Genomic DNA, 22,124 nt, shown 5'->3' on the forward strand with positions numbered 1-22,124 from the left:
CCCGCGTTCGCCTCACACCGGACGAGCCGCCGGCGCGGGACGTTCCGATTCACGCCTGGTGAGCACGAGGGGGCCGTCCTCGGTGATGGCCACCGTGTGCTCGGAGTGGGCCGTGCGCGAGCCGTCGGCCGACCGGATCGTCCAGCCGTCGGCGCCGTAGACGATCCGGTCGGTCGTGCGCGCGAACCAGGGTTCCAGCGCGAGGGTCAGGCCCGGCCGGAGCTTGAGGCCGCGCCCCGCCCGGCCCTTGTTCGACACGTGCGGCCCCTCGTGCATGGTGCGGCCGAGGCCGTGGCCGCCGAACTCGTCGTTGACCGGGTAGCCGTAGTCGCCGGCCACCGCCGAGATCGCCGCCGAGATGTCGCCCACGCGGTTGCCCGGGCGCGCCACCTCGATCGCGGCCTCCAGCGCCTCCTCGGTGGCGCGGACGATCCGCAGGTCCTCCTCGGCGGCCGTCCCGACGATGACCGTGCGCGCCGAGTCCGCCACCCAGCCGTCGATGCCGACCGCGATGTCCGCGCTCAGCACGTCCCCGTCCCGCAGCACGTAGTCGTGCGGCAGCACGTAGTCGTGCGGCAGGCCGTGCAGGACGGCGTCGTTGACCGACAGGCAGATGACGTTGCGGAACGGGCCGTTGCCGAAGGACGGCGCGTAGTCCCAGTAGCACGACTCCGCGCCGCGCCGCTTGATCATGGCGCGCGCGTGGTGCTCCAGGTCGAGGAGGTTGACGCCCACGTCGGCGAGCCGGCCGACCTCGGTGAGCACCTCGGCGACGAATCGCCCGGCCACGTGCATGCGCTCGATCTCCGCGGGCGTCTTCAGTTCGATCACGGCGAGCAGCTCACTTCTGCGGGTCGTAGGCGAGGTTCGGGGCCAGCCAGCGCTCGACCTCCGGCACCGGGAGGCCGCAGCGGGCCGCGTACTCCTCGATCTGGTCCTTGCCGATCCGGCCCACCGTGAAGTAGCGGGACGACGGGTGGGCGAAGATCAGGCCGCTGACGCTGGCGGCGGGCGCCATCGCGTAGGACTCGGTCAGCTTCATGCCGAGGCGTCCGGCGTCCAGCAGGTCGAAGAGGGTCTGCTTGAGGCTGTGGTCGGGGCTGGCCGGGTAGCCGAGCGCCGGGCGGATGCCGCGGAAGCGTTCGGCGTGCAGGTCCGCCAGGTCGGGCTCGGCGCCGGGCTCGAACCAGGCGCGGCGGGCCTCCAGGTGGATGTACTCGGCGAACGCCTCGGCGAGGCGGTCGGCGAGGGCCTTGACCATGATGGCCTTGTAGTCGTCCTTCTCCTCCTCGAACTTCGCGGCCAGGTCCTCGGCGCCGAGGATCGTCACGGCGAAGCCGCCGAGGTGGTCGCCGGACGGGGCGATGTAGTCGGCGAGGCAGCGGTTCGGGCGTCCCTCGGGCTTGGACGTCTGCTGGCGCAGCATCGGGAACCGGACGTCCGGCAGGATGATGTCGTCGCCCTCGGCGTGCGCCGGCCAGAAACCGTAGGCGCCGGACGCCTCGAAGGCGCCGTCCGCGATGATCTGGTCGAGCAGCTCGTTGCCCTCGTCGAACAGCTCGCGGGCGACGGGCTGGTCGAGGATCGCCGGGTACTTGCCCTTCAGCTCCCAGGCCAGGAAGAAGAACTGCCAGTCGATCATCTCGCGGAGCGCGGCGATGGACGGCTGGACGATCCGGACGCCGGTGAACGCGGGCGTCGGAAGGTCGCCGAAGTCGACCTCCTCGCGGTTCGCCCGGGCCTTGCCGTAGGTGAGGAGAGGGCGGCGCTGCTTCGTCTCGTGGAGTTCGCGGAGGCGGGCCTGCTCCTCGCGGTTGGCGACGTCGAGCGCGGCGGCGCGGTCCTCGTCGAGGAGGTCGGAGACGACGCCGACGACGCGGGACGCGTCCAGGACGTGCACGGTCGTCGCGTCGTAGGCGGGCGCGATCTTCACGGCGGTGTGCTGCCGGGACGTCGTGGCACCGCCGATGAGCAGCGGCAGCTTCATCCCGCGGCGCTCCATCTCGGCGGCGACGGAGACCATCTCGTCCAGGGACGGGGTGATCAGGCCGGACAGCCCGACGGCGTCGGCGTTCTCCTCGATCGCCGTGTCGAGGATCTTCGCGGCCGGGACCATCACGCCGAGGTCCACGACGTCGTAGTTGTTGCAGCCGAGGACGACGCCGACGATGTTCTTGCCGATGTCGTGCACGTCGCCCTTCACCGTGGCGAGGACGATCTTGCCCTGGCCGCGCTCCTGCTGGATGCGTCCGGCGCGGAGGGCCTGCTCCTTCTCGTCCTCCATGAAGGGCTCCAGGTAGGCGACGGAGCGCTTCATCGCGCGGGCGCTCTTCACCACCTGCGGCAGGAACATCTTGCCGGACCCGAACAGGTCGCCGACGATCTTCATGCCGTCCATCAGCGGGCCCTCGATGACGTCCAGCGGGCGAGCCGCCTGCTGCCGGGCCTCCTCGGTGTCGTCCTCGATGAAGTCGACGATGCCGTGGACGAGGGCGTGCGAGAGGCGCTGCTCGACCGGCGCGTCCCGCCAGGAGAGGTCGACCTCGCGGACGGTGCCCTTGCCCTTGACGTTCTCGGCGAACGACACGAGCCGGTCGGTGGCGTCCTCGCGCCGGTTGAACAGGACGTCCTCGACGAGTTCGAGCAGGTCGGCGGGGATGTCCTCGTAGACGGCGAGCTGCCCGGCGTTCACGATGCCCATGTCGAGCCCGGCGCGGACGGCGTGCAGCAGGAACGCCGAGTGCATCGCCTCGCGGACGACCTCGTTGCCCCGGAACGAGAACGACAGGTTGGAGATGCCGCCGCTGGTGCGGGCGCCGGGGCAGCGCTCCTTGATGCGCGGCAGCGCGTCGATGAACGCCTTCGCGTACCCGTTGTGCTCCTCGATGCCGGTCGCGACGGCGAGGACGTTCGAGTCGAAGATGATGTCCTCGGCGGGGAACCCCAGCCGCTGCGTCAGCAGGTCGTAGGCGCGGCCGCAGATCTCGACCTTGCGGTCGGCCGTGTCGGCCTGGCCGGTCTCGTCGAACGCCATGACGACGACGCCGGCGCCGAAGTCGCGGATGCGGCGGGCCTGTTCGAGGAACGGCTCCTCGCCCTCCTTGAGGGAGATCGAGTTGACGACGCCCTTGCCCTGGACGGTCTTGAGCCCGGCCTCCAGCACGCTCCACCGCGAGCTGTCCACCATGATCGGGATGCGGGCCACCTCGGGCTCGGTCGCGATCAGGTTCAGGAACGTGGTCATCTCCCGCTCGCTGTCGAGCAGGTCGGCGTCCATGTTGACGTCGAGGAGGTTCGCGCCGCCGCGCACCTGCTCCAGCGCGACGTCCACCGCGGCCTGGTGGTCGCCCGCCTCGATGAGCTTGCGGAACCGCTTGGAGCCGGTGACGTTCGTCCGCTCGCCGATCATGATGAAGCCGGTGTCGGCGCCGATCTCGAACGGCTCCAGCCCGCTGAACCGGCTGTTTTGCCGGCGCCCCGCCTTGGCGGGCTTCGCGACCTCGCGCGGCGCCATCCCCCGCACGGTCTCGGCGATCTTCGCGATGTGCGCGGGGCCCGTTCCGCAGCAGCCGCCGACGAGGTTGACCATGCCGGACGCGGCGAAGTCGCGCAGCAGGGCGCTGGTCTCCTCGGGCGTCTCGTCGTAGCCGCCGAACGCGTTCGGCAGGCCCGCGTTCGGGTGGCTGGCGACGTAGGTGCCGGCGATCCGGGCCAGGTCCTCCACGTGCGGGCGCATCTCGACGGCGCCGAGGGAGCAGTTCACCCCGACGACCAGCGGCTCGGCGTGCTCGATCGACCGCCAGAACGCCTCGACGGTCTGCCCGGACAGCGTCCGCCCGGACAGGTCGACGATCGTCACCGAGATCCACAGCGGCAGCTCGGGGGCGACCTCGCGGGCGGCGGCGATCGCGGCCTTCGCATTCAGCGTGTCGAAGATCGTCTCGATCAGCAGCAGGTCGACGCCGCCCTCGGCGAGGCCGGCGATCTGCTCCGCGTAGGCGGCCTTGACCTGGTCGAACGTGACGGCGCGGTAGGCCGGGTCCTCGACCCGGGGGGACAGCGACAGGGTCACGTTGAGCGGGCCGACGGAGCCGGCGACGAACCGTCCCTCGTACTCGTCGGCCGCCTGCCGGGCGAGCCGGGCGCCCTGCACGTTCATCTCGTGGACGAGGCACTCAAGGCCGTAGTCGGCCTGGCCGATGCTGGTCGCGGTGAACGTGTTGGTCGTGGTGATGTCGGCGCCGGCGTCCAGGTACTGCCGGTGGACGTCCAGGATCACGTCCGGCCTGGTCAGGTTCAGCAGGTCGGGGTCGCCGGTGACGTCCTTCTCATGGTCGGCGCCGACGCGGTCGCCGCGGTAGTCCTCGGGCGCCAGGCCCGCGCCCTGCAGCATCGTGCCCCAGGCGCCGTCGAGCACCGCGATCCGCTGCTCCAGCAGCTCGCGCAGATCGGTGTGGGTCATTGTTACCGAGCACCTCCCAGTTCAACGTGGGAGGCGCCCTTGCGGAAGTCGGTGTCGCGGGACCGAGCGTGGCGGGCTCTCGCCCGTTGCAGCGCCTCTCGGGCCCGTATCGAGGTTACCTTCCCGGCTTCCGGTGTGTCAGTCGCGTCCCAGGATGCGGGCAGGATGAAGTGATGCGCGTACGACCGATCTCGCCATCGCTCGTGGTCACGGAGCTTTCCGAGCGGATCGCGCAATTCGGGCGCGATTCGTGGTCGCGGATCGCAATCGACGGCGCGCCACCGTCCGCCCCCTGGGATCTCGCCGACGCGCTCGTCTCACCGCTGCGCGCACTAGGACGGGACGTGGTTCGGGTGTCGGCACGCGATTTCCTGCGTCCGGCGTCGCTGCGCTACGAATTCGGACGCAACGACCCCGACCTCTACTACGACGAATGGCTGGACGTGAACGGCCTCGTCCGGGAGGTGCTGGCGCCGTTGGAGCCGTCCGGGACGGGAAAGGTGCTGCCGAGCCTGTGGGACGCCGAACTCGACCGCGCGACAAGGGCGCGCTACGTGTCGCTCCAGCGCGGCGGTGTCTGCCTACTGGACGGATCGCTGCTCCTCGGCCGCGGCCTGCCGTTCGAACGGACCGTCCATCTGACGATGTCGACCCAGGCTCTGGCCCGCCGGACACCAGATGACCAGTCCTGGACACTGCCCGCCTATGCGCGCTACACGGCCGAAGCGTCCCCGCTGCACAACGTCGACGTCGTCCTGAAAATGGACGCCCCCGACCATCCGGCGCTGATCACCGACGTTTAGGGGCGCCATTCCTCCTGGTAGGCGGGGTGGGTCGCATAGGGGAGGGCGAGGAGGCGCAGCACCGATTCGCGGACGGCCTGGGCGGCCTCCAGTTCGGGAGTGCGGTGCCCCTGGCCGAGGATCCAGGCGCTCTTCTCGTAGTCGTCCACGATCTGCCGGCGGGCGGCCACCTCGGCGAGCGTGCGGGCCGGGTGGTGGCGGGCGATGTGCTCGGCGTAGGCGTCGTTCTCCGCCTTCGCGACGAAGGCGGGCTCTTCGGAGTCGATGTTGATCGTCCCGGCGGGCGTGGCCTTCCAGGGGGCGGACGAGCTGTCCCGGGCGATCTGCTCGTCGCGGGCCAGCCGGGCGCGGAGGAACTCCACCAAGTCCATGGGGCCATCCTGCCCTCTGCGAGAGCGGGATGGCCCCATGACGGCCGACCGGAATCAGGCGGCGCAGTTGCCGGTGACGGGCTTGCCGGCGAAGCGGTCGGTCAGGAAGGCCATCGCGTCCGGCTCGCTCCAGAGCATGCCGGTGGCGTGCTCGGCGAACGTGTAGGTCTTCCAGGTCAGGTTCGCGCCCTTGGCGCACCACGCCTTGTGCAGCGTGTCGGCCTGGCCGAACGGGATGATCTGGTCATAGACGGCCTGGGCCTGCAACACCGGCACGGACGGGGCGGTGGAGCCGAGCTTGTTGGCGTTCAGCCGCCGCTGCCACTGCGGCGTGTCCAGCGGGTTGCTGGCGGTGTAGTCGCTGATCTTCTTGAACAGCGTCCCGGCGAGGGTGCCGATGCCGTCGACGCTGACCAGGCAGAGGTGCTCGGCCTTCCGCAGCAGCTCGCGGCCGTTGTCGTTGAGGTACTTCTCCAGGTCCAGCTCGGGGTAGGCGGCGTCGTAGCCGACCGCGGCCATGAACATCAGGCCGACGAACGGGGAGCCGTCCAGGCCCTTGGCGACCGCCAGCAGGTCGGCCGGGACGCCGCCCGCGAAGGCGCCCTTGATGTCGAGCTCAGGGGCGTAGGACGCCGCCAGTTCGGCGGCCCAGCCTGAGGACGTCCCGCCCTGCGAGTAGCCCCACAGGCCGATCGGCGAGGTGCCGAGGCCGGCTTCGGGGAGGCGCTGCGCGGCCCGCGCCATGTTCAGCACGGCCTTGCCCTGGGAGCGTCCGACCTCGTAGGTGTGCTGGCCGGGCGTGCCGAGGCCCTCCATGTCGGTGACGGCGACGGCCCAGCCGCGGCTGAGCGCGTCGGCGACGAAGAACATCTCGTAGTCGATGCCCTGCGTGAGCGTGTAGGACGGCGCGCAGTCGTCGCCGAGGCCGCGCGTTCCCACGGCGTAGGAGACGATCGGGCGCTTGCCCTGGCCCGTCCACGCCTTGCTCGGGACGAGCACCATGCCGGACACGGCGGTCGGCTTGCCGTCGGCCGTCTCCGAGCGGTACAGGACCTGCCACGATTTGACGCCCTCGTAGGGCGACCGGCCGAACGGGTCCATGGTGAACACGGCCGGACGCGACCGGATGACGTCGCCGGGCTTGCCCGCCGGGAGCGGCGAGGGCGGTGTGTAGAACGGATCCTGGCCCGGCGGTACGGGGGCCGGCGGTGCGGCGGCCGCGGTGCCCTGCAGTGCGGTCGCCGCCATGGCGAGCCCGATGCAGGACGCCGCCACGGTGCGCAGCACCCGACGGACGGTGATGGACATGGCGGGTAACCCTTCGTCTCGCCCCTGCCGTCGGCGCGACGGCTACCCGAAAGTAACGTAATTGGACACTTACTCCAATGAAGCTGGGGACACATCGGAGCGGCCGGTTTTGTCGAGCAGCGACAAACCGGGCATCACCACCGCACGGGCAGCCGGGTCGGGCCCCTGACCAGGCTCGCCGCGCGCCACGGGACGTCCCCCGCCGGGACCGCGAGCGCGAGACCGGGGAACCCGGCGAGCAGGACGGTCAGCGCCGCCTCGACCTCCATGCGGGCGAGCCGCGCGCCGAGGCAGAAGTGCGCGCCCTGCCCGAACGCGATGTGCGCGGGACCGTCCCGGGTGGCGTCGAAGCGGTCGGGCTCGGCGAAGACGGCGGGGTCGCGGTTCGCCTCGGCGAGCAGCGGCAGCACCAGCTCCCCCTCGGCGACGCGGCCGGACGGCAGGTCGACGTCCTCCGCCGCCACCCGCGGCAGCGCGTACAGCGCCGGGGTGTCGTGCCGCAGCAGCTCCTCGACCAGCCCAGTAGTAGTCGTACATTCGCGCGACATTGGGTATCGCGGCCTGCCCCTTGGTCCGGTGTCAGCTTCTCGGCTCTGAAGGGACCGAGCTTGCAGCTCTTGGCCGCCACTGGGTGTGGTGGGTCAGGCCGCGTCGTCGGCAGCGTGACTCACTGCCCAGCCCGCGGCGCCGCGTGCGGCGATGTTGCGGGCTGCGTTGATGTCGGCGTGCTCAGCGAAGCCGCACGACATGCACTTGAAGGTGGCCTGGTCGGGCCGGTTCTCGCGGTGGATGTGGCCGCACGCCGAGCACTGCTGCGAGGTGTAACGGGGATCCACGAACACCACCGGGACACCCGCGCGTTGAGCCTTGTAAGCGATGAAGGCGCCGAGCTGGGCGAAACTTCAAGTGTGCAGCGTGACCCGCTGGGGCTTGCGTAGCCGGACCCGCGCACGGATACCGCCCAAATCTTCCAGGGCGATCCCGTGCGTGGTGCGTTGAGCCTCGGTCACGATGCTCTTGGAGATGCGGTGGTTGGTGTCGGCCGCGAACCGCGCCTCGCGGCCGGACAGATGGCGCAGCAGCCGCTTGGCGGACTTGGTGCCCTTGCCCTGCAGGCGTGCGCGCAGGCGGCGGTTGCGGTGCCGGACCTGGTTGATGTGCCTGCCGGAGTGGACGGTGCCATCAGATGTGGTGGCGATGTTGACGATGCCCAGGTCCACCCCGCAGAACCCGTCCGGCACATACTCGGGGGCCTGCGGGACCTCGCAGGTGGCGTACAGGTAGAAGCACCCGCCGCGCCACACCAAGTCCGACTCGCCGCGCCGGTGCGCGGCCAGCATCTTCGCTTGCTCGGCCGAACACGTGAACGGGACGCTCCTGAGGCGGCCGTGCACGGTCCAGATGCTGACGGTGCGGGCGTCGAACTGCCAGGACAGCGACCGGTCGTCGAACGGCTGGGCGGCGTCCTTGCGGAACCGGACCGGCGCGCCCTGCACGGCGGCGCGGCGCCGCGACCCGGGCGGCCCGTAGTTGCCGGTCTTGAGGTTCTCGGCCAGGGTGGCGTAGGCGCCCGCGGCTTTGCGGATGCAGTGGATCGCGGGCTGGGCCGACAGGCCCATCGCCTTCAACTCGCCGTACACCAGCCGCTGCAGCGCGGTCTTGCCCTTCACCCCGGTCGTGAAGGCGCGGCGGGAGGCGTGGCAGGCGGCCTGGTTGCACAGCTTCAGCGTCTCCCGCAGCGCCGTCTCGGTGGCGGCGTCGGGGAGCAGTTTGACCTGCACCACCAGCTTCACCCCCGCACCATAACATCATGTGTCCGTCTCGTTACGGTGAGTTTGTGGGCGGTGCGTCAGATGGCAGCACAGTGTCGCGTTCAAGCTGTATGCCCACCTGTCCTGGTGACCCAAGGATCGTCGGGTTCATCGGCCGGCGAGACCGCTCTGACCGGCGTCCGGGCTCTGGGCGGGGAAGCGATTCCTCCCGGCCGTGAACGACCGGAATTCCACGCTAGAGCGCGTTAAAATTATGCCGCGCGACCGGTGGCGATGAAGGGTCAATGGGTGGCCACAGTGCGCCCTTTCCAGGCGCCGCCTCTTCCGGCGCGGTGGCGGCGCGCGGAATCGACCGTCATGGCGGCGTACACGAGCGCGACGGCGGGCAGGCCGAGGGCACGCAGGGGCGACAGGCCGTAGAAGCGGAGCATGGGCACGTAGGTGAGCGTCATGATCGCCCAGCCGGCGGCGCCCGCGGCGAGGGCGACCGGGTGGCCGGCGCCCGCGATCGTGGCGGCGGGCGGCACCGCGTAGAGCAGGAGCAGGCCGAGGACGGTGCCCGCCAGCAGGACCGGCGAGTAGCGCAGCTGGTGGTAGGCACTGCGGGCGATCATCATCCACAGGTCGGCGAGGCGGGGGTAGGGGCGGCGGCTGACCACGTCCCGGCTCAGGTCGAGGCGGCAGCGCCCGCCGGCGCGCTTGATGAGGCGGCCCATCGCGACGTCGTCGATGAGCGCGTCGTGGATCGCGGCGATGCCCCCCGCCTTTTCGAGGACGGTGCGGCGGACGAGCATGCAGCCGCCGGCCGCGGCGGCGGTGCGCGCCCCGTCCCTGGTGACGCGGCGGAACGGGTAGAGCTGCGCGAAGAAGTACACGAAGGCGGGGACGATCACCTTCTCCCAGCGTGTGCGGACGCGGAGCGTCGCCATCTGGGAGACGAGGTCGCGCCGCGCATTGACGGCCTCGCGGACGAGCCGCTTCACCGTGCCGGGCTCATAGGCGATGTCGGCGTCGGTGAAGAGGTAGAAGTCGGGGTCGCCGGCCGCCCGGACGCCTTCCGACATGGCCCACACCTTGCCCGCCCATCCCTCGGGACGATCTTTCGCGGAGATGACGTGTTCGGTGAGGCGGGCGGCCGTTTCGGCGGTGCCGTCGGTGCTTCCGTCGTCGACCAGGAGCACGCGGAACACGCCCGGATACTCCTGGGCAGTCAGCGTCGGCAGGGTTTCAGGAAGGATGTCCGCCTCATCGCGAGCCGGGATGATCGCCGTCACTTCCGGCCATTCGGGTGGATCGTCCTGTTCCGGCAGGCCGGGCCCGGTTCGCCAGAAACCGCCGTGGCCGAACGCCAGGTACAGCCATCCGATGAGTGCCGCCAGCGCGAGGACGTCCACGATCACCACGCTTCGCAGCGTCGCATCACGCTGTGGCGTCCGTCCACCAGGCGCGTCGCTGGGCTAGAGTCTCGCGGCGATGGAGGACGTTCTCTGGAAGGCCGCCGACAAGCTGCGGGGCGCGGTCGACGCGGCGCAGTACAAGGACTTCGTCCTCGGGCTCGTGTTCCTCAAGTACGTGTCCGACTCGTCCGGCGAAGGGGACTTCGTCGTCCCGGACGGGGCGCACTGGGCGGATCTCACCGGCTCCTCCGGAGACCTGGGCGCGCGGATCGACGCGGCGATGGACGCGGTCATGCGGGCCAACCCGTCGCTCGGCGGCGCGCTCCCGAAGATCTTCACTGGGGTCGACCAGCGGCGGCTCGGTGAACTGGTCGACCTGCTCGGGGAGGTCCGTTTCGGCGGGAAGGCCGCGCGGGACGTGCTGGGCGAGGTCTACGAGTACTTCCTGGAGAAGTTCGCCCGGGCGGAGGGCAAACGCGGCGGCGAATTCTATACGCCGCCCAGTGTGGTGCGGCTGCTCGTCGAAATTCTGGAGCCTTTCAAAGGACGCGTGTACGACCCGTGCTGCGGTTCCGGCGGCATGTTCGTCCAGGCGGAGAAGTTCGTCCTGAGCCATCGGGGACGGCTGGACGACATCGCGGTCTACGGCCAGGAGGCGAACGAGCGGACGTGGCGGCTGGCCAAGATGAACCTCGCCGTCCACGGGATCTCCGGCGACCTAGGCCGTTCGGACACATTCCACGCAGACGCCCATCCCAACCTTCAGGCCGACTACGTGCTGGCCAATCCCCCGTTCAACACGTCGGACTGGTATCGGGACGCCGCCGACCCGCGCTGGCGATACGGCGTCCCGCCCGCCGGGAACGCCAATTTCGCGTGGATCCAGCACATCATTTCCAAACTCGGACCGGCCGGCCACGCGGGCGTCGTCATGGCGAACGGCTCCCTGTCGTCCCGGCAGTCGGGCGAGGGCGTGATCCGCGCCGCACTGGTGGAGGCGGGCCTGGTGTCATGCATCGTCGCCCTGCCGGACCGCCTTTTCCGCAGCACCCCGATTCCCGCATGCCTCTGGTTCTTCAATCGCCCGACGGACGGCCGGGTCCTCTTCATCGATGCCCGCGACATGGGGACGATGGTCGACCGCACCGAGCGAATCCTCACCGATGAGGACATCACCCGGATCGCGGACACCTACCGTTCCTCGCGCGACACCGACGTCCCTGGCTTCTGCCATTCGGCCGACCTGGAAGAGATAAGGTCCCACGACCACGTCCTGACCCCGGGCCGGTACGTAGGCGCAGCTCAGGCACATGCCGGCGACGAGCCGGCGGCCACCAGGGTCGAGCGCCTCACCGAGGAACTCTTCGCGCACTTCGAGGAGTCGGCGCGGCTGGACCAGGTCGTCCGGACGGAGCTGGGACGCCTGAATGGCTGAGGTGACGCTCGGCGAGATCGTCACCTTCGCGAACGGAAGGTCGCACCCCGCCGAGGGCTCCGCCTACCGCACATACGGAGCCAACGGCGTCATAGGAACCTCCGGCGATTTCAACGCAGGCCCGCACAGCACCATTGTCGGACGCGTGGGTTCCTACTGCGGAACCGTCCATTACTGCCCAGACCCGTGCTGGGTAACCGACAACGCCATCATCGCGACCCCAAAGAACGGGACGAACCCCCGCTACATCTACTACCTGCTGAAACGCCTAGACCTGAACCGGTATCGCATCGGCTCAGGGCAACCTCTCCTCACCCACGGAATCCTGAACCGCCTGACCACCCCCCGCCTCACCCGAGCGCAACAGGATTCAGCAGCGTCCGTCCTCGGCTCCCTCGACGACAAGATCGCGGTGAACGACCGCATAGCCACCTGCACCGACGCTCTGATCCGCGCCCGCTACGAAGCCTGTGCGCCCCGCACGTCAATAGGCATCGGCGAACTCGGAGACCTGGTCCGCTCGAACGTCCCAGTCGCCCAAATCGCCCGGGACGAGAACTACATCGCTCTGGAACACATGCCGAAACGCCACATGTGGCTCTCAACCTGGGCCGACGCGTCCGCCATCACCAGCGCGAAGAGACGCTTCAATGCCGGCGACATCCTCTTCGGCAAGCTCCGCCCCTACTTCCACAAGGCAGGACTGGCCTTCATAAACGGCGTCGCCTCAACAGACATCCTGGTCATCCGCCCGAAGGACCCGGCCCACCGCGGCTGGCTACTGGCGGCCCTCTCAAGCGACGCCGTGATCGCCCACGCATCCGCCGTCGGCGACGGCACCCGCATGCCACGCGCCAAATGGCCCGACCTCGCCACCTACCAGATCCCCTGGCCAGGCGACCCGCAGGCCCGCGCATTCAACGACTTCACAACCACCTTGGCAACCCGCGTACAGGCAGCCACCGCCGAAACCACAACCCTGACCACCCTCCGCGACACCCTCCTCCCCCAGTTGATCCCGTGACGTCCCGCCCGGAACGGCGTCATCATCGGGGGGTGGAGTATTTGCTCAGCAACCGGCAGGTTGAGGCCGGAACGCGGTTCGAGGCCATTTCGGAGTTGTTCGACGCGTGGACGTTCCGGCACATGGACGACATCGGGGTCGGGCCCGGGTGGCGGTGCTGGGAGGTCGGTGCCGGCGCACCTTCCATCCCCGCCTGGCTGGCCGGACGTGTTGGAGAGAGCGGTCACGTACTGGCGACCGACATCGACGTGTCGTGGCTCAAGGACGCACCGGTTGACGTCCGGCAACACGACATCGTGCGGGATGAGCCGCCCGAGGGACCGTTCGACCTCGTCCACGCGCGGCTGGTCCTGGTGCACCTCGCCGACCGGGACGCGGCGCTGCGGACGATGGTCGAGAGCCTGCGTCCCGGCGGGGTCCTCTTCATCGAGGACGCCGACCCCGAGCTGCAACCGCTGGCCTGCCCCGACGAGCGCGGGGACGACGAGCGCCTGGCCAACAGCGTCCGGCGAGGCTTCCGCAAGCTGCTCGCCGAGCGCGGCGCGGACCTCGCCTACGGCCGCACCCTCCCCCGGCTGCTGCGCGAAGCCGGGCTGACCGGCGTCCGCGCGGACGCGTTCTCCCCGATCGCGTCGCCCGCGTGCGGGGTGCTGGAGACCGCGACCATCCTCCAGGTCCGCGACCGGCTCATCGCCGGCGGCCACGCCACCAGCGGCGAGATCCACCACCTCCTCACCACGATCGCCGAGGGCACCCTCGACCTCACCCTGGCCCCGCTCATCTCCGCCTGGGGCCGCACCCCGTCCCAGTAGAGCGTGACGGATCACATGCGCTCGGTGATGGGGTGCTGGGTGCGGCAAGGGGCTTGCGTGCGCGCAAGAGGCGGTGACTGGGGGGTGTGGGCTGCGTCAGAGTGTGCGTTGTTTCACTCCACGTCCGACTTCGACTTGGCCTGAGAACACATGTTCGCTTACAGCCCGACACGGAGACGTGAAACCAACGCCGCCATGAATGCATCAGACGCGTGGTCCGGGGGGCACGTGCTGGTTCCCGCACCCTCGCTCGAACTCGGCATCCCGTCCGCCTGGAACAACGGCAAGTCGTCCGGCCGGCTCATCGGGGAGATCGACCTCGCCGCGACGCCGCCGGCCGTGCGGCTCGCCCGGTCCTACGTCCGCGAGCTCGTCGGGCAGCACTTCGGCGCCGACCGGTCCGAGCTCGGCGACCTGGAGCTGCTGACCAGCGAGGCCGTGACCAACTCGGTGCTGCACGCGCGGCCGCGCCGGGACGGGACGATCATGCTGGCCGTCCTGCACCTCGACCGGTACGTCCGGGTCGAGGTCACCGACGGCGGTCCCGCGCCGGGGCAGCCGCGGCCGGCGGACGAGCACCTGCCCGTGCACGGGCAGGGACTGGCGCTGCTGAAGGCGCTCGCCACCGACTTCGGCACCCACCGCGGCCGGAACGGGACGTCCACGTTCTGGTTCGGGATGGGCGTCAAGGACGAGTGGCGGCTGCCGTGACGCGGGACGTCCAGGTGCGCGGGGGCTGCCTGGACCTCACCGCCGCCCGGGGGTGACCGGGCGCCATGCTCCCCGCCGTGCTCGCCGGTGAGGTGCTCGCCGGTGACGGGACGGACACATCCACCGATCGTCCGTCCCGGGCAGCCGGCGCTTCGCTAGGATCGAAGCGTCGACAATTGCCACCTCGAGGGCGAGTGATGACAGCGGACGGTGCGCCGAAGTCTCTCTCCGACATCACCCGGGACATGGGCCTGAACATGTCCGACGTCGCGGCCTTCTCCGGGCTCGACGAGAGCACGATCTTCCGGCTGTGGGACAACGCCGAATGGCTCGACCGGGTCAGCGGGCGGTCGCTGCAGAGCCTCATGTCGTCCGTTCCGGGAATCGCCGAGTACTCGATGGCGCACGCCGTCCGGAAAAGGCGCGACGGGCTCGTCGACGACCTGCACGGCGAAGGGCTCGCCGTCGACCTGGACGCCCTGGAGAACTCGACCGTCGCGCAGCAGCATCTGCTGAACGCGCTGGAGGCGGCGCTGCACATCGTGCGGGGGCAGGCGACGCAGAAAACGTCCTCGTTCATCGCCCGATTCTGGGGACGCGAGCAGGACCGCGCGCTCGAGTCGATCTATTCCACCGACCCCGGCGAGGGCCTGCTGAAGGACCCGCAGAAACTGTTCGACGCCTCCCTCGACCTGGCGCCCCGGCTGAACCGCAAGACGTACTCGTTCCACTCGATCCTGGCGCTCAACATCCTGACGCACCAGGTCAGCAAGGTGACCGGGAAGCTGGAGACCGACCTCAGCTTCGAGGTCCCCGGACGGCAGAGCGCGTTCATGATGCGCGGCGTCGTGATGGGGTCGCTGATCAGCTCGGACGACTTCGAACTCGCCGAGCGCTACCGCAGGGAACTGGACGCCACCCCCGTGTACGCGGCCCTTGAGGAATGGGCGTTCCCCACCTACACCAGAGACGGCCGGATCAGCAGCGACTTCACCTTGCCGAGCTCCCTGTCGCTGCGCAACACGGCCACCGAGGTGCTGCGCGAGATAGCCGTCTACAACGACGCCTACCTGTACTACCTGGTGTCGACGTACATTCCGGTGGCGCTGAGACGCGACCCCGCGTTCGGCGGCAAGCTCGTCGAGCTGATCCAGGCGCTGGAACTGCGCGGGGCCGACTGCCGGGACAGCACGACCAGACAGACCTGCAACATGCTGGTGCGGCAACTCAAGGGCGCTGCCTGAACGGCGTGACCGACGGCCGCACGGAGAAATGGGGAGCCGGTGGAGGACACGGCGGAAGCCATCGCGAATCTGACGCGTGAAAGGTGGGAGGCCAACGCGGAGTACTGGGTCCGGGTCATCCGGGAGGGCCGCGACCGGTACCGGACCGACCTGACCGACGCCGCCGTCCTCGACGCCGTCGGCGCCTGCGCCGGCCTGCGCGTCCTCGACGCCGGCTGCGGCGAGGGCTACCTGGCCCGCCGGCTCGCCGCCATGGGCGCGGACGTGACCGGCGTGGACGCCGCACAGGGCCTCATCGATGCCGCCTCGTCCCACCCGGCGGCCGGCGCGACGTTCATCCGCGCCAGCGTCGACGACCTCCCCATGGAGGACGACCGGTTCGACCTCGTCCTCTGCAACCACCTGTTCAGTCACCTGCAGGACCCGGCCCCCGCCATCGGCGAGTTCGGGCGCGTGCTGAAGAGCGGCGGGCGGCTGATCCTGCTGACGCTGCACCCGTGCTTCTACGTCGTGAACTCCGAGCAGGGCGCGATGAACAGCGTCCCGGCGGCGCAGTACTTCGCCTCGCGCGGCATCGACCAGAGGTTCCTGGTGGACGGCCTGGAATCCCCCTCGATGATCACGAGCTGGCTCCGGCCGCTGGAGTACTACGCTGGAACGCTCCGAGACGCCGGTTTCGTCATCGCGGACCTGCGCGAACCGCACCCGACGGAGGAGCAACTACGGGACGACCCGTGGTGGCGCAAGGGCTTCCCCACGGCAATGTTCATGCTCCTGATCGCGGAGCGCCGCTAAACAGAGGCCCCGGCGCCGCGTCGCGGCACGGCGCTCGGGGCGTGGCGTGGTGTGGCGTTAGGGTCGCGGTGTGGATCCTGAGCTGGTCGAGCACCCTGACAGGCTCCGGTGGAACGGGAAGTACGGGGACGCTCCGGAGTTGTCGCCCGTCCATCCGCTGGTGGAGCGGGCGCTGGCGCTGCCGATGCCGGACGCCGACGTGCTCGATCTGGCGTCCGGGCCGTCCGGCAGTGCGCTGCGTGCCGCCGAGGCCGGACGACGTGTGACGGCCGTCGACATATCCGAGATCGCCCTCGACCGGCTCGGCGCGGAGGCCCGGCGGCGCGGCGTCGAGTCGCTGATCACGCTCGTCCAGGCGGACCTGGGGAGCTGGCGGCCGGACAGGCCCGGTTACGCGCTCATCCTGTGCACCGGCTTCTGGGACCGCGCCGTGTTCTCGCACGCGGCCGGCGCCGTTCTGCCCGGCGGCCTCCTGGCCTGGGAGGCGTTCACCGAGGCCGCCCGCCGAGCCCGCCCCCACATGCCCGCCGACTGGTGCCTGGCCCCCGGCGAACCAGCCACACTCCTACCGGACGGCTACACCGTCCTAGACGAAACCGACGACCCCTCAACGGCGAAACGCCGCCTCCTAGCCCGCCGCTAGCACGCCGGGCGGCGCGGGTCAGTCGAGGTCGACGACGACCGGGGCGTGGTCGGACGGGCCCTTGCCCTTGCGCGCCTCACGGTCGACGTAGGCGGAACGCACCCGCTCGGTGAAGGCGTCGTTCCCGTAGACGAGGTCGATGCGCATGCCGAGGTTCTTGTGGAACATCCCGGCCCGATAGTCCCAGTACGTGTACGGGTGCGGGCCCTTCATGGGAGTGGGGACGATGTCGTGGAGGCCGAGGGCGCGGAGTTCGGCGAGTGCCTGGCGTTCGGCCGGGGTGACGTGGGTGGAGCCGATGAAGGCGGACGGGTCCCAGACGTCGTCGTCCGTAGGGATCACGTTGTAATCGCCGGTCGCGACAAGGGGCGTCCCCGTGGAGAGTTCGTCGGCCAGGGCGTCGCGGAGGGCCGCGAACCAGGCGAGTTTGTAGAGGTAGTGGGCCGATTCGGGGGTGCGGCCGTTGGGCGCGTAGAGCGACCAGACCCTGATTCCGCCGCAGGTGGCGCCGATCGCGCGGGCCTCCGGGACGAGCAGGACGGGCTCGGTCAGCTTCGCCTGGGCCTCCGCCTCGCCCTCATATACGGGCTCGCCGGGAAAGCCGTTAGAGACGTCCTCAATGCCGACCCGTGAAAGAATCGCGACTCCGTTCCACCGGCCGTCGCCGTGCGCGGCGGTGGCGTAGCCGAGTTCCTCGACCTCGCCGGACGGGAACTTGTCGGCGCGGCACTTGGTCTCCTGCAGGCAGACGACGTCCGGTTTCGTCTCGTCCAGCCAGGCGAGAAGGCGCGGCAGGCGGGCCTTCACCGAGTTGACGTTCCACGTCGCGAGGCGCATTCCCCCAGCCTGCCATCCGGCGGGGTGAGTCATTCGCCCGGCGGGGATATCCTGGCGGCTTCTCCAGTCCCCTGCCGGACGGCACCGCGCTCCCCGCGTGACCGGTAGATTGCGGGTCGGCCTCCTTTACACGGTTTTCACGCTGGGCTTAGCCCGGCCCTGGAAGGGTGGTCACGTTCGCGATGTCGTCTAACCCGGAGCAAGTGAGGAACCATGTCCGAGGATGACAAGCCCCGGGGCAAGCCGACGGTCAAGGCGAAGGCGAAGATTCCGAACGCCCAGAGCATCCGCAGCCCCGAGTTCACCCCGCACGGCATCAGCGCCGGGCGCGGGAGCGGGCTGAACCGGCCGTCCGCCCCGTCCGCGCTGACCGCCAAGCAGGCGCGCAACCGGCGGCTGATGATGATCGCCGGGATCGTGGTGGCCGCGCTGGCGATCTCCGGCGGCGTGTACTGGTGGGTCAACCGCCCCGATCCGGTGATCGAGGTGACCGGCAAGTTCGCCGCCGAGCCCAAGGTCGAGATCCCCACCAAGCTCGCGCCGACGCGGTCGCTGAAGATCACCACCCCGATCAAGGGGGACGGCCGCGCAATCGCCGACGGCGACACCGCCTACGTCTCGTTCGCCACCTACAAGTGGTCCAAGGACAAGGACGAGGAGAACTCGCGCGTCAAGAGCACCAGCGAGAAGGTCAGCTCCACCTGGGAGCAGCAGGGCCAGCAGCAGCAGGCCGGCCCGCGGCCCCTCGTCATCGGCAAGAGCGGCCTGAAGGAGATCGACAAGAACCTGGTCGGCCGCACCGCCGGCAGCCGGGTCGTGCTGCAGCTCCCGCCGTCCAAGGACCTCAGCCAGCTGAGCCCGCAGCAGATCACCGACAAGGACGCGGTGGTGTTCATCATGGACATCCAGGCCGTCGTCCCGAAGGACCCGAAGCCGGAGGGCACCGCGCAGAAGCTGGACGACAAGAACCTGCCGAAGGTCGAGGACAAGGGCGCCAAGGAGCCCAAGATCACGATCCCGGACGTGAAGGCGCCGGACAAGCTGCAGGTCAAGACGCTCGTCCAGGGCAACGGGCCGGCGCTCGCCAAGGGCGACGACGCGGTCGTGAACTACGTCGGCCGGATCTGGAAGAGCGGCGACAAGTTCGACTCCAGCTGGGACAACAAGCAGCCGGTGAACTTCCCGATCGGCACCGGCGCGACGATCCCCGGCTTCGACAAGGGCCTGACCGGCGCGAAGGTCGGCAGCCGCGTCCTGCTCGTGCTGCCGCCCGCGGATGGCTACGGCAAGGAGGGCAGCCCGCCCAAGATCAAGGGCGACGACACCCTGGTGTTCGTGGTGGACATCCTCGCGAAGATCCAGAAGTGAGCCGCCCGGGCGTGACCGCCTGAGGACGGCGTGAGAGCGGCGGGGCACCCGGTCGGGGGCCCCGCCGCTCGGCGTTCACGGAAAGTCGGTATTGCGGCGTCCGTCACGACAACCGGCGGGGCGGATTGCCCGTCCTCCTATCGGGAGGCCATGCGGTTGCGCATTGGGCGGCCGGCGCACGTATCCCCTCAGGTATCGTCGGTAACGCATTAATCACGGGGGGCTTGTGAGCGACAGCGAAAAGGACCCGGAGGGCACCGCGCCCACCGGGTCCGCCGAGGTGGATCCGCACGACACCGAGGCCGGGGCACCGGCCGGCACGGACGGCCCGACGACCCGCACGCTGACCGCGGACACCGGAGAATCCGCCCACGACCCGAAATTCTCGGACGTGCAAGACAAATCACAGAACGGCGACAAGGCACCCGACTCCCCCGAAGCGACGACCACCGAAACGGCGGCCGGCGCAGCGACCGAGGCGACGCCCGACGAACCGGGCACCACCGAAACAAGGCCTGAGGCAACGCCCGCCGAATCGGGCGCCGCCGAACCGAGCACCGAACCGGCAGCCGAAGCACCGACCGCCGAGCCGAGCAGCACCGAACCGAGCGCCGAAGCGGCAGCCGGAGCTGGAGCCGCAACCGCCGAGCCGAGCACCGCTGAAACGAGTGCCGCCGACACGAGCGCCGCTGAGACTCGGGCCGAAGCGACGGTCGCAGCGGCGGACGCCGAACCGAGCGCCGTGGCGACGAGGGCCGAAGCTGTGGTCGGCGGGGCCGATGGGGCAGGCGAAGCGGACGAGTCGGGCGAGGGGACGGAGGAAGCGGCGGCCGAGGGTGTTGAAGCGCCGGTCAACGGTGACACCAAGACCATGCCCGCCGCCTCGTCCAAGCACGGAGGACCGCCGCCGTCCGGAGACGACGGCGGGCGCGGAGGCGGCGGGGGCCGCGGGGGCAAGGGGTCCGGAAAGCCGCGCAGCCGCAGGTCGCGGCTGCTGCGCCGCACGCTGTTCCTGCTGCTCGGGTTCATCGGGTTCTGCATCGCCGCGTTCGGCGTCGCCTACCTGTTCACCCCCGTCCCGTCCCCGCAGGAGAAGGCGATCGCGCAGGGGCCGACGTTCTACTACTCCGACGGCAAGACCCAGATCGCCAAGACCGGCATCAACCGGGACGCGGTCAAGCTCGACCGGATCCCGGAGAGCACCCGCAACGCGGTCATCGCGGCGGAGAACGACAGCTTCTACGACGATCCGGGCGTGTCGATCGAGGGCACCACGCGGGCGTTCTGGTCCACGGTGACCGGCAAGCAACTGCAGGGCGGGTCCACGATCACGCAGCAGATGGTGCGCAACTACTACGGCGGCATCGGCAAGGAGCGCTCGGTCACCCGCAAGCTCAAGGAGGTCATGGTCGCGCTCAAGGTCGACCAGTCCAAGTCCAAGGACTGGATCCTGGAGCAGTACCTCAACACGATCTACTTCGGGCGCAACGCCTACGGGGTGCAGGCCGCCGCGCACGCCTACTACGACAAGGACGTCTCGGACCTGACGCCGGCCGAGGGCGCCTACCTCGCGGCGGCGATCCAGCAGCCGAGCAACTTCGCCGACCCGACCGGCGACCAGCGCGCCCGCGCCGAGCAGCGGTGGCGCGCCGTCGTCGGCAACATGGTGCAGGACGGCTACCTGACGTCCGCCGACGCCGCCGCGATGGAGTTCCCCACGCCGGGCAAGCAGAAGATCACCGACGTCCTCAAGGGCCAGAAGGGCTACATGGTCAACGTGGCCAAGAAGGAGCTCACCGAGCGCCGCGGCTACAGCGAGGACGAGATCAACCGCAGCGGGCTGAAGATCACCACGACGTTCGACAAGCGGCTGATGGACGCGATGAAGCAGGCCGTGGCGCAGAACACCCCGGACGGGATGAGCAAGAAGATCCGCACCGGGGCCGTGTCGGTCGACCCGTCCACCGGGCAGGTGCTCGCCTTCTACGGCGGCCGCGGCTACCTGGAGGAGGCGCTGAGCAGCGCCTTCGGCGAGTGGGCGCAGGCCGGGTCCGGGTTCAAGCCGATCGCGCTCGCCGCCGCGCTGCAGGACGGCCGGTCGCTCAGCACCACCTACGACGGCAGCTCGCCGCAGACGTTCGCCGGCCACTCCCTGCACAACGACAGCAACGAGAGCTTCGGGATGGTGAACCTCGTCACCGCCACCGAGCACTCGATCAACACCGCCTACGTCAACCTCGGCCAGGACGTCGGCAACGAGAAGATCGCGAAGATGGCCGAGAAGATGGGCATCCCCGCGTCGCAGATGAACGAGAAGCAGCGCGCCGCGGCCACGTTCCCGCTCGGCATCGTGTCGCTGCGCCCCGTCCAGCAGGCGGGCGTGTACGCGACGTTCGCGGACGAGGGCGTGCACCGGACGCCGTTCGTGGTGAAGTCCGTCACCGACAACGAGAACGAGAAGCGCACGTTCACCGAGAAGGGGAACCGGGCGCTCAGCGCGCAGAACGCGCGGGACGCGACGTACGCGATGCAGAAGGTCGTCCAGGGCGGTACCGGGACCAACGCGCAGCTTCCCGATGGCCGTGACGTCGCGGGCAAGACCGGCACGACGGACGAGGGCAAGGCGATCTGGTTCAACGGGTACATCCCGCAGATGGCGACCTCGGTCGCGATGTTCCGCAGCGACAACAAGCCGCTGAACATCCCCGGCTACGGCGCGTACGGCGGGCAACTGCCCGCGCAGATCTGGCGCACCTACATGGCGGACGCCGTCAACATCAAGGACTACGCGCCCAAGTCGTTCGGGTCGCCGTCCCAGCGGCCGGGCGGCGGCGTCGAGCGTCCGACGGGCCCGAGCACGCCGGGCGACACGCAGCCGCCCCGCACCACCGGCCCGTCCGAGCCGCCGCCGACCACGGAGGAACCGGACATCCCGACGCCCCCGACCGGCCTGCCGACCATCATCCAGCCCCCGGACGGCGGAGGCGGCGGCAACAACGGCGGCGGCGGAGACACCGGCGGAGGCGGTGACGACGGCGGCGGTGGCGGTGGCGGCAACAACGGCGGCGGAACCGGCGACGGCGGCGGCCGCCCAGGCCCAAACGGCTAACCCACCAACCCCTGTCCCTTATACACATCCGCC

The 22,124-nt window shown here is 70.0% G+C and carries 17 protein-coding genes and 1 pseudogene; 10 read left to right on the forward strand and 8 right to left on the reverse strand.

Going from position 1 to position 22,124, the window contains the following annotated elements:
• Window positions 1-12: 12 nt before the first annotated feature.
• The gene (gene map / locus HUX53_RS03980) at window positions 13-831 is read right to left on the reverse strand and encodes a type I methionyl aminopeptidase (protein WP_176401807.1); all 819 of its coding nucleotides are present in this window, start codon (window positions 829-831) and stop codon (window positions 13-15) included.
• A gap of 10 nt (window positions 832-841) precedes the next feature.
• Window positions 842-4,462 carry a methionine synthase gene (gene metH, locus HUX53_RS03985; RefSeq protein ID WP_176401808.1) on the reverse strand — a complete coding sequence of 1,207 codons (3,621 nt, stop codon included), beginning with the start codon at window positions 4,460-4,462 and terminating at the stop codon, window positions 842-844.
• Between the two features lie 173 nt (window positions 4,463-4,635).
• Here metH and HUX53_RS03990 point away from each other — a divergent pair, with 173 nt between their 5' ends.
• Window positions 4,636-5,265, forward strand: a complete 630-nt coding sequence (locus tag HUX53_RS03990; protein ID WP_176401809.1) for a uridine kinase — start codon at window positions 4,636-4,638, stop codon at window positions 5,263-5,265.
• Here HUX53_RS03990 and HUX53_RS03995 read toward each other — a convergent pair.
• From HUX53_RS03995 to HUX53_RS04015, 5 genes and pseudogenes are all read right to left on the reverse strand, one after another.
• Window positions 5,262-5,636 carry a DUF6221 family protein gene (locus HUX53_RS03995; RefSeq protein ID WP_176401810.1) on the reverse strand — a complete coding sequence of 125 codons (375 nt, stop codon included), beginning with the start codon at window positions 5,634-5,636 and terminating at the stop codon, window positions 5,262-5,264. The two genes, HUX53_RS03990 and HUX53_RS03995, sit on opposite strands and share 4 nt — an antisense overlap.
• A gap of 54 nt (window positions 5,637-5,690) precedes the next feature.
• Window positions 5,691-6,944, reverse strand: coding sequence for a lipase family protein (locus HUX53_RS04000; RefSeq protein ID WP_176401811.1), 1,254 nt, complete (start codon window positions 6,942-6,944; stop codon window positions 5,691-5,693).
• A gap of 134 nt (window positions 6,945-7,078) precedes the next feature.
• The gene (locus HUX53_RS04005) at window positions 7,079-7,558 is read right to left on the reverse strand and encodes a cytochrome P450 (protein WP_255204896.1); all 480 of its coding nucleotides are present in this window, start codon (window positions 7,556-7,558) and stop codon (window positions 7,079-7,081) included.
• Between the two features lie 27 nt (window positions 7,559-7,585).
• Window positions 7,586-8,737, reverse strand: a pseudogene (locus tag HUX53_RS04010) (RNA-guided endonuclease InsQ/TnpB family protein).
• Window positions 8,738-8,997: 260 nt separating this feature from the next.
• Window positions 8,998-10,119, reverse strand: coding sequence for a glycosyltransferase (locus tag HUX53_RS04015; RefSeq protein ID WP_217919055.1), 1,122 nt, complete (start codon window positions 10,117-10,119; stop codon window positions 8,998-9,000).
• 70 nt (window positions 10,120-10,189) lie between these two features.
• Here HUX53_RS04015 and HUX53_RS04020 point away from each other — a divergent pair, with 70 nt between their 5' ends.
• From HUX53_RS04020 to HUX53_RS04045, 7 genes are all read left to right on the forward strand, one after another.
• Complete coding sequence (locus HUX53_RS04020; protein WP_176401813.1) at window positions 10,190-11,548, forward strand: class I SAM-dependent DNA methyltransferase; 1,359 nt, start codon at window positions 10,190-10,192, stop codon at window positions 11,546-11,548.
• On the forward strand, window positions 11,541-12,572 hold the full coding sequence (locus HUX53_RS39880) for a restriction endonuclease subunit S (RefSeq protein WP_217919056.1): 1,032 nt from the start codon (window positions 11,541-11,543) through the stop codon (window positions 12,570-12,572). Before HUX53_RS04020 ends, HUX53_RS39880 begins: the two co-directional genes overlap by 8 nt.
• Window positions 12,573-12,604: 32 nt before the next feature.
• Window positions 12,605-13,384 (forward strand): methyltransferase domain-containing protein, encoded by a 780-nt coding sequence (locus tag HUX53_RS04025; protein ID WP_217919057.1) that lies wholly within the window; start codon window positions 12,605-12,607, stop codon window positions 13,382-13,384.
• 228 nt (window positions 13,385-13,612) lie between these two features.
• Complete coding sequence (locus tag HUX53_RS04030) at window positions 13,613-14,095, forward strand: ATP-binding protein (protein WP_176401815.1); 483 nt, start codon at window positions 13,613-13,615, stop codon at window positions 14,093-14,095.
• A 197-nt stretch (window positions 14,096-14,292) separates the two neighbouring features.
• Complete coding sequence (locus HUX53_RS04035) at window positions 14,293-15,339, forward strand: hypothetical protein (RefSeq protein ID WP_176401816.1); 1,047 nt, start codon at window positions 14,293-14,295, stop codon at window positions 15,337-15,339.
• Between the two features lie 39 nt (window positions 15,340-15,378).
• Window positions 15,379-16,134, forward strand: coding sequence for a bifunctional 2-polyprenyl-6-hydroxyphenol methylase/3-demethylubiquinol 3-O-methyltransferase UbiG (locus tag HUX53_RS04040; protein ID WP_176401817.1), 756 nt, complete (start codon window positions 15,379-15,381; stop codon window positions 16,132-16,134).
• 70 nt (window positions 16,135-16,204) lie between these two features.
• Window positions 16,205-16,777: a class I SAM-dependent methyltransferase gene (locus HUX53_RS04045; protein WP_176401818.1), complete on the forward strand. Its 573-nt coding sequence runs from the start codon at window positions 16,205-16,207 to the stop codon at window positions 16,775-16,777.
• An 18-nt stretch (window positions 16,778-16,795) separates the two neighbouring features.
• Here the strand turns inward: HUX53_RS04045 and HUX53_RS04050 are convergent, their stop codons facing one another.
• Window positions 16,796-17,614 carry an exodeoxyribonuclease III gene (locus HUX53_RS04050; protein ID WP_176401819.1) on the reverse strand — a complete coding sequence of 273 codons (819 nt, stop codon included), beginning with the start codon at window positions 17,612-17,614 and terminating at the stop codon, window positions 16,796-16,798.
• A 213-nt stretch (window positions 17,615-17,827) separates the two neighbouring features.
• On the opposite strand from HUX53_RS04050, the gene HUX53_RS04055 reads away from it, so the two are divergent.
• Together HUX53_RS04055 and HUX53_RS04060 are read left to right on the forward strand one after the other, a co-directional pair.
• On the forward strand, window positions 17,828-18,982 hold the full coding sequence (locus tag HUX53_RS04055; RefSeq protein WP_176401820.1) for an FKBP-type peptidyl-prolyl cis-trans isomerase: 1,155 nt from the start codon (window positions 17,828-17,830) through the stop codon (window positions 18,980-18,982).
• Window positions 18,983-19,208: 226 nt separating this feature from the next.
• The gene (locus HUX53_RS04060) at window positions 19,209-22,091 is read left to right on the forward strand and encodes a transglycosylase domain-containing protein (protein WP_309237036.1); all 2,883 of its coding nucleotides are present in this window, start codon (window positions 19,209-19,211) and stop codon (window positions 22,089-22,091) included.
• Window positions 22,092-22,124 lie beyond the last annotated feature (33 nt).

Source organism: Actinomadura sp. BRA 177 (genome assembly GCF_013372625.1).
GTDB lineage: Bacteria > Actinomycetota > Actinomycetes > Streptosporangiales > Streptosporangiaceae > Spirillospora.

Bases quoted from the DNA above. Each gene is read 5' to 3' on its own strand.
- metH (WP_176401808.1), bottom strand. From the start codon at position 4,462: ATGACCCACACCGATCTGCGCGAGCTGCTGGAGCAGCGGATCGCGGTG.
- HUX53_RS03990 (WP_176401809.1), top strand. From the start codon at position 4,636: ATGCGCGTACGACCGATCTCGCCATCGCTCGTGGTCACGGAGCTTTCC.
- HUX53_RS03995 (WP_176401810.1), bottom strand. From the start codon at position 5,636: ATGGACTTGGTGGAGTTCCTCCGCGCCCGGCTGGCCCGCGACGAGCAG.
- HUX53_RS04000 (WP_176401811.1), bottom strand. From the start codon at position 6,944: ATGTCCATCACCGTCCGTCGGGTGCTGCGCACCGTGGCGGCGTCCTGC.
- HUX53_RS04020 (WP_176401813.1), top strand. From the start codon at position 10,190: ATGGAGGACGTTCTCTGGAAGGCCGCCGACAAGCTGCGGGGCGCGGTC.
- HUX53_RS39880 (WP_217919056.1), top strand. From the start codon at position 11,541: ATGGCTGAGGTGACGCTCGGCGAGATCGTCACCTTCGCGAACGGAAGG.
- HUX53_RS04035 (WP_176401816.1), top strand. From the start codon at position 14,293: ATGACAGCGGACGGTGCGCCGAAGTCTCTCTCCGACATCACCCGGGAC.
- HUX53_RS04050 (WP_176401819.1), bottom strand. From the start codon at position 17,614: ATGCGCCTCGCGACGTGGAACGTCAACTCGGTGAAGGCCCGCCTGCCG.
- HUX53_RS04055 (WP_176401820.1), top strand. From the start codon at position 17,828: ATGTCCGAGGATGACAAGCCCCGGGGCAAGCCGACGGTCAAGGCGAAG.